The sequence below is a fragment of the Galbibacter mesophilus genome, from assembly GCF_023721415.1.
GTDB classification, from domain to species: Bacteria; Bacteroidota; Bacteroidia; order Flavobacteriales; family Flavobacteriaceae; genus Galbibacter; species Galbibacter mesophilus.
Map to the genome: position 1 here is coordinate 327934 of NZ_JAMQVC010000002.1, position 11695 is coordinate 339628.

Sequence of the window (11695 nt, forward strand, 5' to 3'; positions counted from 1 at the left end):
TAGTCTGCTGGAAATGAGGTCGAAAATCATCATAAATTGCGATTTAGGAGAGGGGATTGATAATGAGTCTTCGTTGATGCCGTTTATTCAAGCGTGTAATATTGCTTGTGGCGGGCACGCTGGGGACAAAGCTTCTATGAGATACGTAATCAATTTAGCGAAAAATCATGACGTTGCTATTGGTGCGCATCCGTCGTATCCAGATAAAGAAAACTTCGGAAGGAAATCGTTGCCCCTTTCCGAAGAAGAATTAATTCAATCCATAAAAAGTCAATTAACGGATTTTCAACTAGCCATTAATGAAGAAAAAGCGACTTGGCAACATATTAAACCGCACGGCGCACTTTATAACGATATTGCAAAAGATGCACATCTAGCGGCGGTTTTTTTAAAAGCCATCGAGGATTTTAAAAACAAAGAGCTGTATGTCCCCTATGGAAGTGTAATTGCCGAAAAAGCAACTCAAAATGGTTTTAAAATTATATATGAAGCTTTTGCAGATCGTGCTTACAATAACGATTTGTCTTTGGTAAGCCGAAAGCTTCCTAATGCTGTGCTCACGAGTAAAAAAGCTATTTTGAAGCAGGTTAAAAATATAGCGTACCGAAACTCGGTTGAAACCATTCAAAACGAAACGGTTTATATTGAAGGGGAAACCTTTTGTGTCCATTCCGATACCGACAATGCTTCAGAAATAGTTGAATTTCTTTATAATCACCTAGAAACTGTACACGTTGAATAAATTTAAACTTGAATATAGAGCGTTTGGACCACGGGCATTGCTCATTGAATGGCCACGTATGGTCAATGAAGAGGTGTTGAACGACATCATAAAATTTAAAAAAATGGTGGAAGAAGCGTTGGAGGGATACGAGCTTATTCCTGCCTATAATTCGTTGACAATCATTTCCGCCAAGGAAATTAATCATGAATCGTTGACTTCCCAATTAAAAGATATTTACCGCAGCACGTACACTTCTGCAAAAGTTCAACGTAAATTATGGCATATTCCCGTATGCTACGATGAAGGCTTTGGAATTGATTTGGAAGCATTTTCCATGGAAAAAAAGTTACCTTTCGAACGCATTGTAGAACTGCATACCGAGCCACTTTATACGATTTATTGTATTGGTTTCTTGCCTGGCTTTATGTATTTGGGCGGACTGAAAAAAACATTGCATCACCCAAGAAGGAGTACTCCCCGATTGAAAATACCGCAAGGTTCTGTGGGGATTGGCGGTGAGCAAACAGGAGTTTACCCGCAGGAATCTCCAGGCGGCTGGAATATTATTGGAAATTCCCCCGTTAAAGTGTTTAACACCGAACACGAAAATCCGTGTGGGGTAAGTGTTGGGGATAAAATTAAGTTTTACCCGATTGACCGTGACGAACATAAATTGATAACCATACAAGTGGACGCCAATATTTTTCATTTAAAAACATACGAACTCGATGATACAGGTAAATAAAACCGGTTTATATTCCACTATTCAAGATTTAGGCAGGTTTCATTATCGTGATAAAGGAGTGCCAGTTAGCGGTGTTATGGATGCTGTTTCCGCCAAGTTTGCCAATAAGTTATTGGGAAATGATGAGAACGATGCCGTTATGGAAATAACGATGACGGGACCAGAATTAGAATTTCAGGTGGAAACACTTATTGCTTTAAGCGGGGCTATGATTTCCCCCACCCTAAATGGAAAAGAAATTTATAATGATGAGGTTCACCGTGTGAAAAGGGGAGATGTACTGGAATTTGGAAAGCTAACAAGTGGAATTCGATGTTATTTGGCGGTTAAGGGTGGTTTTATGACAGAAGAAGTGTTGGGAAGCCGATCTTGGTATGTTTCTCTTACAGAATTTTCGCACTTGGAAGTCGGGAAAACGCTAGACATAAAAGAATTTAAAGAGATTGTAGATCTGGAGCATTTGCCGGGAGCCGACCATAACTTTAAGGAGAAGGAGATTACTGTTTTTAAAGGTCCGGAATTTCATTTGTTAACTGAAGACCAAAGAAAACAAGTGTTAAGCGGTATTTTTAACGTAGCTAAAGAAAATAACCGAATGGCATGTCAGTTGAAACAACAATTGTTTCCGCATAAATATTCTATTCTAACATCCGCCACCTTGCCTGGGACGGTGCAATTTACACCTTCGGGAAAGTTGATAATCTTAATGAAAGATGCCCAAACCACGGGAGGATATCCTAGAATATTGCAACTTTCTGAAGAAGGAATCGCCTTGCTGGCGCAGAAAAGAACCAACGATGAGATTCTGTTTTCTTTGCAAGAGTAGTAGCGTTTAACCATACTCCTGTTTATTTTTCTTGGGTTTGAATGGCTTCCGTTAATAGATAATGAATATCAGTTGTATGAAGTGTATTTGAAACGAATAGCGCTCTTTCTTTAAAATTATCGTGCTGAAGGAATATTTCCCAGAGATTTTCAATAAAAGCTGAAAATTCTTCTGTTTTCTTTTGTTGAATCATATTGCTATCAAATGCTTTAACAGCCAAAGCGGTAATTTCCTTTTTGGCAAGATCAATTTTATCTTTTATCGGCTGTAAGACACCTTCTAAGGTTTGTGAAATGTTGGGCAACAACTCCGACGCCTTTTGCAGTTGAAATTTCTTTTGAGGAACACGCTGATCGAAAGCCACGCGAGAGGACCAGAAATTGGTTCGGTAGGTGGCAATATCAGTAAAGGCAGCCATATTATTTCTTCGTAACAAGTCCTCTATTTCATTTAAAAAAGAGTACAATTCGTCCGAAGCTGTGATATCATCATTTTCTAAAAGGAATTTAATTCGTTTTAAGGAGGTGTTTGTTTTGGTATTAATTCGGTTGTAAACGTCTAAAAAAGGGCTGTTTTTTTCCATCTTGCTTATTTTTGTTTCAAGATGCAGTAAATAAATAATATGTAAAAGGGGAAAATTCCTTATTAACGTATTTTTTGGTTCGTTTTTTATCGATGAAATAGATATTAACAAATTTGAATTAGAATACGATTTTTAAAGAAAATGACTTATCTCGTTATTGAATAATAATTGTTTAACTAAATCCCAAATATTTAAAATAAGTAAGCTTCAACTTTTTATCGTATTCATTTCGTTTATAAGAAGGGCCGTTGTAACCTCGGGAAAAAACATCCCAGTCCTTTTTCCGCAATGGGATTAAAAGATTGTTGGCTTGTAAAAACTTTCCAAATGCTCTTAAATGCTCCCTTTCATGGGTTTGCATGGCAGCTACAAAACGTTGCATACTTTCGTAACCTAGCGACGAATAGTGATAGCCCATAATTTGAAACGATCCCCATGAGGCAGCTGCATGAGCGGCTTCGTAAAAAATGGAATTTTCTTCCAGGGAAGCTGCCAATTCTAACCGTAAATATTCGCCTTCGCCGCCCACATAAAATTTTTTGGTCCATTTAGGATATAAGATATGATCTGTTTTTTCAGACACATATTTTTCAGGATTTATCCCTCTTTTTCTAAGTTCCCGCCAAAAAACGTGACCTTCAAATAGAATCTTGGCTCTGCCCGAAATCAAAAAACCTTTGCCGTGACTTTCAATTTCGTTAATAGCTTTTACCAAAGCTAGTTCCAAGTCAAATTTTTCAGCAAAATTTATTAAATCTTTTTCTGAAAGTAATTTATTGGTATGTTCAAAAAGCCCTTTTTCCATCGCCAATAGCTTACTCCATGTTTTTACCCCCACAATACCATCTATAACTAAGTCATTCTTCTGTTGAAAATCCCGCACCGCACGGTCTGTATCCTTTCCAAAGTAATTGGAAACCACAATGTCGTATCCCATTTTGGATAGGATTTGTTCTAATAAATAAACCGATGGATCGTAAGATTTGTATCGAAGGACTTTCATAAACTTAGACGTATTGTTGATTATGTTCGATTAAATTAGAGGTTTTTTCCCCTTTTTGCAAACTTGGATATCAGCAAATAGCTGTTTTTCAGTATTTTAATTTTTGCTGTAGCTATAAGTTACTGATAATTAATAGGATTAGCGAAAAAAAATGTTTTATATTAGTGAAGGTTTAGCAAAGGCTAAACTACAACAACCAAAAAAAACTAACATAATGAAAACCAACTATTTAAAATTGCTAGTTATTGCACTAGTTACAATTTGTTTGCACTCATGTAAGTTTGCTGAAGAGAAAGAAGGCAATTACTTAAAATTTGAACCTGTAGATCTTAAAGAACATTTACTTCCAGTAAAAGAAGCTAAAATTGCCAGTGAACTTTTTAAGGATGATATGGACTCTTTATATAGGAGGATTGACGAACTAGAGCGAATGTTGGAAGAAAAGGACCAGGATCCAGATCAATCTAGTTCCAACTCTAAAGTAAACCAAAATGACAATGGTGAAAAGTCTTATAAATTTAAAGTGGCACTTTCAAATTGGTACTCCACAGATGAACTTCTTACATATATATACAATTCTAAAAAGACTGTTGAAAGTAAAGGAGGAAAAGTAGATGGTTTTAGAATTTATGTAGCCGTTTTACCGGAAACTGACCAAATAAAACCCAATACCTTAACTACGTTTATAACTCCAACGGGTACTCCAAGTAGAAAAGGGAAAGAGGAAGCAAACATATTACCAAATTTTGATGCGCCTCTACCTTATCCTCCAGGTTCACAGGATTTACAAGAGGTAGAGCCACTTGATTATGGTGGACATAGGGACCCACCAGCTCCTTATGGGGAATAGCCTTATAATTTTGATTTATGGGGGATAATTTTGTTCTATTTAGAGTTCCTATTTATATTATTGAAATTTTAGCTCTATTGATTGGAAGCTTGAAGTTCAAGTATTATAAAAATACGGCTTCAGAATTAATTTTGTACTTCTTGTACTTCACAGTGGCTCAAGAGATATTAACTTTTGCTGTGACATTAAACTATAGGTATGAAGAGCCGATATTGCAAGCCTTATTAGAATTCCTTCCGGAAAAACTTAAAAATACCACGATATGGATAGGTGCGATTTATTCAATAATCTCATTTTACGTTTATCTTTTTTATTACAAAAAGTTACTTAAACAGCATGGATTTGTAAAAATTATTAATTTTTTTATTCTTGTTTACACTGTCTTTGTAATTATTTCTTTGATAGACTATCAAAATCTTATGAAATCGTGGCTAGGTCCTCATATGTATGCAGGTGTTCTGCTCACTTTGGGAGCCATATTTGCATATCTGTACACCATTTTAAAGAGTGATGAGATACTTACATTTTATAAAACCCTGCCTTTTTGGATAACGGTCGGCATCCTGTTCTTCAATTTGGTTACCATGCCCATATTTATTTTTGCCAGGCAGCTAAAATTTTCCGCAATAGTATATGAATTTATATTGCTGATTTCCAATTACGTCATGTATGGCTGTTTTATTACGGGGTTTGTAATAAATGCGAGGGAGAAGGAGAGGTTAAAAAGCTAAGGTGAAATTGTTATTTCTTTATAATTATTAAGCAGTTAACAGCAAGAGATCCGCAAACATAAGTCTGCGGATCTCTTTTTGAACTCATCTTGACAAATTTCAATCATTTTTTAGGAAATGGAAAAAGTCAAGATGAGTTCATTATTAACGAACTAAACAACTAACTGTGTTTTACAAATTTCTGCTACTACTTCTGCCTGAAGATCGGGTAGCTGAAGAAGACCTTGATGATGTAGATCTGGAAGTTCTTGCAGCACTGCTCGAGCTTTTTGTCCTACCGGAAGACACACGGTTGCTCGAAGGACTACGACTGCTCGATCTAGCGGTGTTTCTGCTATTCTGACTAGAAACGGCACTTCTCGAATTGTTTGTCGAAGCGCTACTTCTTCTAGCTGTTGACGTTTTGTTGGTAGAAACATTTGGTGTTCTACTGTAACCACTACTGCGGGAAACGTTATTTCTTGAATCATTTTTAGTGCTATATCTCGCTGAGCTTCTTTGAGGGGAATTACTCTCCCTTGAGGCGGTATAGCTGTTTCTAATTGCGTTACTAGAACTTCTGCTGGTACTACTTCTGTTGTTCTCATAGTCCAAACTTCTACTTCTAACAGAACGCTGGGTTTTATAATCGTTTCTTGCTGAAACTCGTCTGTCGTTATTATAAACGGCTCTTCTGGAATTACGCTCTTTATAGTGATACGTTCTTCCTAAAGAAGCATACGACCTTCTGTAATTATTTCGATAGGGTCTGTAATACGTATAGCGTACCGGTCTGTAATACCTTCTATATGGTTGATAATATACCATGCAAAACGCCGGTCTCGGTCTTACAAAATAATGATGATACGGTCTGTACACATATACTCGGTTGTAAACATTTATATAGCCTGTACAATGCGAGTAAACGCCGCTATTGTTATAATAAATATTCAATCCGCCAATTCGGTTTACATAATTACCACGATAGAATATGTTTACATTTCCAATCTGACTTACCCTTCCGTAGAAATCATAGTAAATGGGGGTGTTTTCTACTTGAATAACCGCTCCATAATCATCATATTGAACATAAGGTCCGTATTGGTATCCCGAATTAAAAGTGATGCTAACATTGCCTGTATGCACACTAGCACCAACACTAGCTCGGTTATCGATATAAAAATCGAATTCTCCATCAGGGTATACGGAAAACGTAATGTTATTTTCGTTAAAAATGAAGGAGTTGCTATTGTTGTTATACGGATTATGGATGTTGGATTTTCCAAACCCAGTTCCTGCTACAAGGAGGAAAAGAATAGTTATGTACGATGTGTTTCTCATGATTTCTATTTTTTAAGTCCTTTGAAAGTGAGTTTTAATATGAAGAGCTTATTTAGCCTTTTATCCTAAAAAAATCACTTTTTATCGGTTGTTGTTAAAAAGAAATCAAAGTGCGTGCCAAAAATTGAAGAAAAGATATGTTTGACTGTATTTTATTGATAATCAGTAAGTATTTATTAAGTTATTTTGAAAAAAATTATGCTAAACAAGTTTTGAGATTTCGATATGGCTCTATTAGTTTTGATAAATGAGAGCAAAATAAAGTTCCATGATGGGCTTCGACATACTGAAGCAATGTTCAGCACGAGAGCTCAGCCTGACCGCAAGCTCTTTAACAACAAATAAGGACTAATTAACCTAACGATCAATAAAATAGTTTATCCATAATAAAGAAAACTCCGCTGTTTGGGTTTCAAACGTGACGGAGTTTTCTCAACTAACCAACCAAAAAAAATCAACTATGAAATTTGATTAACTAAAATCAAACAACGTGCCAAAGACTTTTTGGGTGAGATTTTAACGAATTATTGGGTTTTAATTGCTTTTAAAATCTCCTCTGTATCAGCTCTTTTTGTATAATCTTCATTTACAAATTGATAAATTACCTTTCCATTTTCATCCAACACAAAGGTTGCGGGCATTGGTAATTCATAATCATCATTCTCATTGTGCTTTTTAACATCAATTCCAAACTGGTCGTAAATAGCTTTTAAATCTTCGGGAAGCCCAAAAACGAGTCCGAGTTCTTTAGCGAAAACATTGTTCACATCGCTTAGAACTTCAAAATCGAGTTCATTTTTTTCTGAAGTAGATAGGGAGTTATCGGGAGTTTCTGGAGAAATAGCTACCAATTCGGCACCATTGGCTTTAAATTCTTCCAAAGAATTCTGTAATGCTTTTAATTCCAGATTACAATAAGGGCACCAACCGCCACGGTAAAATGAAATAATCAATTTTTTATCAGAGTTAAGTTCTTTCAAACTAACTTTTTCACCTTTCGCATTTGGCAAAGTAGTGTTAGGAAATGTGTCACCTTTTTGTATGGTTTTTTCGGCTAAATGCTTTTGTTTTAAATCATTTGTAGCCTTATCCATAACCTCCAAAACTTCATTTGGAATCTTCTCTCTATTATTTTGATTTAATTGTTGTAAGTCTGTTGTTAGTGACATTGATATAAATTTTAAAGTTTTATATCAATTGAGACGATTATCTTCGCGAACGCTTACAGATAAGGCGTTAAGCTTGTGTTAATGTTCCCTGAATCAGTGATAAACTTTTCAAAATCAGACGATTTAATTACTTGTAAAAACGTTTTAAATCTTTTCCTTAAGATATTTGCCTGTGAAACTTGCTTTAACCTTACTGATTTCTTCGGGCGTACCGGATGCCAATAAATTCCCGCCTTTTTCTCCACCAAGCGGACCTAAATCAACTATATAATCGGCGCACTTTATTAAATCGATATTGTGCTCTACCACGATGATGGAATGACCAATCTCCAGCAGCGCATCAAACGATTTTAAAAGCTTTTTTATATCATGAAAATGGAGTCCAGTAGTAGGTTCATCAAAAATAAAGAGGGTTTTGTTCTTCGTTTGTCCCTTCACCAAAAAAGAAGCCAGTTTAATACGTTGCGCTTCCCCACCTGATAGCGTAGAGGAAGATTGCCCCAAAGTAACATACCCAAGACCAACATCCTGCAACGGCTGTAATTTGGAAGCGATTTTAGTTTCCTTATGTTCACTAAAAAAAGCTACCGCATCATCAATCGTCATTGTTAAAATATCGTCGATGTTTTTGTCTTGGAATTTTACTTCCAGCACTTCCTTTTTAAAGCGTTTCCCACCACAGGTTTCACATTCCAAATGAACATCGGCCATAAACTGCATCTCTATGGTCACTTCGCCTTCCCCTTTACAGGTTTCGCAACGCCCACCATCTACATTGAAAGAGAAGTGTTTAGGTTGATAACCACGAAGCTTGGAAAGCTTTTGTTTGGCAAATAATGCTCTAATGTCGTCGTAGGCTTTGATGTAGGTTACCGGATTGGATCGGGAAGAACGGCCAATCGGATTTTGATCCACAAATTCAACGGAAGTAAGCGAACTGTATTTCCCTTCAATTCCCGTAAATTCTCCTATTTTTTCACCAAATCCGCCAGTTTCCTTTAAAATAGCAGGATAAAGGATTCGTTTTACCAAAGTACTTTTACCACTTCCCGAAACACCTGTTACCACGGTTAGGGTGTTTAATGGGAATGTAACGTCGATGTTTTTTAGGTTGTTTTCCCGAGCGCCATTAATTTTAATGAAGTTTTTGCTCACTCTCCGTTTATTGGGAACGGCAATTTCATCCGCGCCGCTTAAATAGTTGGCGGTTAATGTATTATTCTGAAGGATTTCGTTAAATGTGCCTGTAGCCACAACATTTCCACCTAAAGTACCCGCTTCCGGACCAATATCGATAATTTCATCAGCTGCTTTCATGATGTCTTCGTCATGCTCTACCACAATCACCGTATTTCCCAAATCCCGTAACGATTGAAGCACGGAAATTAGTTTTTCTGTGTCTTTTGGGTGCAAACCAATACTTGGTTCATCTAAAATATACATGGAGCCAACCAAACTACTTCCTAAAGAAGTGGCAAGATTAATTCGCTGGGATTCCCCTCCGGAAAGGCTGTTGGATTTTCTGTTCAGCGTTAAATAATCCAGTCCTACATTACTCAAAAATTCGAGTCGGCTATTGATTTCCTTTAATAATCGGTTGGAAATAGCTTCATCATTTTTAGAAAGCTCAAGTTCTTTAAAATGCTGCTGTAATTTATGAAGTGGCATTTCTACCAAATCGGTAATAGTTTTATCGCCAACTTTTACATAATTCGCTTCAACCCGTAACCGTTTTCCCTTACAAAGAGAACATTTAGTTTTTCCACGGTATCGAGAAAGCATCACCCGATTTTGAATCTTGTAACTTTTCTCTTCCAATTCAGCAAAAAAATCAGTCAGCCCCGTAAAATATTTATTACCACTCCAAACCAATTCCCTTTGCTCTTCAGTAAGTTCATACCAAGGTTTATGGATGGGAAAGTCAAATTTATAGGCATTGTTTACCAACTGATCGCGGTACCAGCTCATGCTATCGCCCCGCCAAGCAAAAATGGCATTGTCGTAAATAGACAGACTGGTGTTGGGAACAATCAGTTCTTCGTCCAAACCAATTACATCGCCGTAACCTTCGCAGCGCGGGCAAGCTCCGTACGGATTATTAAAACTGAACAAATGCACGTTGGGTTCCAAGAACTGCATTCCATCCAGTTCAAATTTATTGCTGAAATGCATCTGTTCCCCAGTACTTACATTTTCAATTATGCAAGTGCCTTTGCCTTCAAAAAAAGCGGTATCCACAGCATCTGCCAATCGGTTGTAGAAATCCTCATCATCTTTAACCACAATTCGATCAACCACCAAAAAGAAATCATGATCAATTTCCTTTTCAATCTCGTCAATCCTTAGAACCTCCTCTTTGTATTTTATTCGGGCAAATCCTTGTTGCGAGAGAATCTCCAAAGTTTTTATAACACTTCTATCTTCTGGAATATGAACGGGCGCCAACAACAAAAGTTTTGTGCGTTCTTCATACGATTTTACATGATTTACAACATCAGTAACCGTATTTTTCTTGACTTCATTTCCAGAAATAGGGGAGTAAGTGCGGCCCACGCGAGCATACAATAACTTTAAATAATCGTAAATTTCGGTAGTCGTTCCCACGGTAGAACGTGGATTAGTAGAATTTACCTTCTGTTCTATGGCAATTGCCGGTGCAATGCCTTTTATATAATCTACTTTTGGTTTGTTTAGACGCCCCAAAAACTGTCTGGCATAAGACGAAAGACTTTCCACATAACGTCGTTGGCCTTCCGCATAAAGCGTATCGAAAGCAAGGGAAGATTTTCCACTACCTGATAAACCGGTAATAACCACCAATTTATTTCGGGGAATAACAACGTTTATGTTTTTAAGATTGTGGAGCTTAGCCCCTTTTATAATTATGTTTTCTTTCGGGTTAACTTTGTTGATGTCTGTCATAGCAATTTTAACAAAAAACAAAGATAAGAATCTCCAGTTATGTTTAGAAGGGAATGTTTGGGAGAAGTTTTTGGAATTGGAATGCTAAGGATATAATTTTAGTAATTTGACTTCCATCCTCTGGAATTAATTTTTTCTTGCAGCTGTTATTTGCAGCTTTTAGGTTTTTCAACTTGGCTTTAGCCGATTACTTATCGTACGGAAATTTACGTGTAGATTTGCGCATCATTGCTTCGATAATGTCGTAAGTGTTCTTCCCTGATTTTCTGGTAATCACTTTTTCGTACTTCCAAAGTAATTTACCTGTATCTCCATCACTTAATTTAATAGCGATTCTTCCATAATCGGAAGTTCCGGAGATAAAGGAAATAAAGTCAAAATCCGTAGAAACCCCTTTAGAAATAAGGGCATTCAAGGCAAGGTCACCGGAAATTATGGCGTCCACATTCAGTATTTTACATAAATCCTGGGTGGTGTAAATATCCAAATTCATTAAGTTAATACCTTCTTTGGCAAGCAGGGCATTGGTGTTTTTAATGTCTTGGAACTCGATACGGTAATCTTTCCGTTTATGCATTTTTAGGAAATAGGTTTCCAAGGCATTTTGAACTTCATAACCTTCCTTCTCCTGTAATTCTTTAAGCTTTGCTTCACTTAAGTCTTTGTTTTTTAGTTCCAATCGTGCATCAAAAGGAAGAATGGCTACCATTTTATGGTCTTTGCTCATCTCTTCAAAAGCGTCACTTTGGTAAATTGTTTTCTGTCCGAATGCCGTAAACTGTATCAGTACAATTAAAACGTAAAAAATGTTTTTCTTCATTA

The 11695-nt window shown here is 36.7% G+C and carries 11 protein-coding genes; 5 read left to right on the forward strand and 6 right to left on the reverse strand.

Going from position 1 to position 11695, the window contains the following annotated elements; genetic code table 11:
* The first annotated feature begins 13 nt into the window (after nt 1–13).
* The 3 genes from pxpA to NDQ75_RS08400 are packed head-to-tail and all read left to right on the forward strand — an operon-like array spanning nt 14 to nt 2295.
* Nucleotides 14–742: a 5-oxoprolinase subunit PxpA gene (gene pxpA, locus NDQ75_RS08390; RefSeq protein WP_202027027.1), complete on the forward strand. Its 729-nt coding sequence runs from the start codon at nt 14–16 to the stop codon at nt 740–742.
* Nucleotides 735–1469: a 5-oxoprolinase subunit PxpB gene (pxpB, locus tag NDQ75_RS08395; protein WP_202027028.1), complete on the forward strand. Its 735-nt coding sequence runs from the start codon at nt 735–737 to the stop codon at nt 1467–1469. The genes pxpA and pxpB overlap by 8 nt, the downstream gene beginning before the upstream one ends.
* On the forward strand, nt 1453–2295 hold the full coding sequence (locus NDQ75_RS08400; protein WP_202027029.1) for a 5-oxoprolinase subunit C family protein: 843 nt from the start codon (nt 1453–1455) through the stop codon (nt 2293–2295). Before pxpB ends, NDQ75_RS08400 begins: the two co-directional genes overlap by 17 nt.
* A 22-nt stretch (nt 2296–2317) precedes the next feature.
* Here the strand turns inward: NDQ75_RS08400 and NDQ75_RS08405 are convergent, their stop codons facing one another.
* Nucleotides 2318–2878 (reverse strand): hypothetical protein, encoded by a 561-nt coding sequence (locus NDQ75_RS08405; RefSeq protein ID WP_202027030.1) that lies wholly within the window; start codon nt 2876–2878, stop codon nt 2318–2320.
* Nucleotides 2879–3050: 172 nt separating this feature from the next.
* Nucleotides 3051–3881, reverse strand: coding sequence for an N-acetylmuramidase domain-containing protein (locus NDQ75_RS08410; RefSeq protein WP_202027031.1), 831 nt, complete (start codon nt 3879–3881; stop codon nt 3051–3053).
* Between the two features lie 214 nt (nt 3882–4095).
* On the opposite strand from NDQ75_RS08410, the gene NDQ75_RS08415 reads away from it, so the two are divergent.
* Entirely contained in the window at nt 4096–4731 is a 636-nt protein-coding gene (locus tag NDQ75_RS08415) for a hypothetical protein (RefSeq protein WP_202027032.1), read from the forward strand.
* 419 nt (nt 4732–5150) lie between these two features.
* The gene (locus NDQ75_RS08420; protein WP_202027033.1) at nt 5151–5462 is read left to right on the forward strand and encodes a hypothetical protein; all 312 of its coding nucleotides are present in this window, start codon (nt 5151–5153) and stop codon (nt 5460–5462) included.
* 171 nt (nt 5463–5633) lie between these two features.
* Here the strand turns inward: NDQ75_RS08420 and NDQ75_RS08425 are convergent, their stop codons facing one another.
* The 4 genes from NDQ75_RS08425 to NDQ75_RS08440 form a co-directional block, all read right to left on the reverse strand.
* A complete protein-coding gene (locus NDQ75_RS08425) occupies nt 5634–6782 on the reverse strand; it encodes a hypothetical protein (RefSeq protein ID WP_207190412.1) in 1149 nt (382 codons plus the stop codon).
* Nucleotides 6783–7306: 524 nt separating this feature from the next.
* Nucleotides 7307–7951 carry a peroxiredoxin-like family protein gene (locus NDQ75_RS08430; protein ID WP_202027034.1) on the reverse strand — a complete coding sequence of 215 codons (645 nt, stop codon included), beginning with the start codon at nt 7949–7951 and terminating at the stop codon, nt 7307–7309.
* 144 nt (nt 7952–8095) lie between these two features.
* Nucleotides 8096–10873 carry an excinuclease ABC subunit UvrA gene (gene uvrA, locus NDQ75_RS08435; protein ID WP_202027035.1) on the reverse strand — a complete coding sequence of 926 codons (2778 nt, stop codon included), beginning with the start codon at nt 10871–10873 and terminating at the stop codon, nt 8096–8098.
* Nucleotides 10874–11060: 187 nt separating this feature from the next.
* Nucleotides 11061–11693 carry a hypothetical protein gene (locus NDQ75_RS08440; protein WP_202027036.1) on the reverse strand — a complete coding sequence of 211 codons (633 nt, stop codon included), beginning with the start codon at nt 11691–11693 and terminating at the stop codon, nt 11061–11063.
* Between the last annotated feature and the right edge of the window lie 2 nt (nt 11694–11695).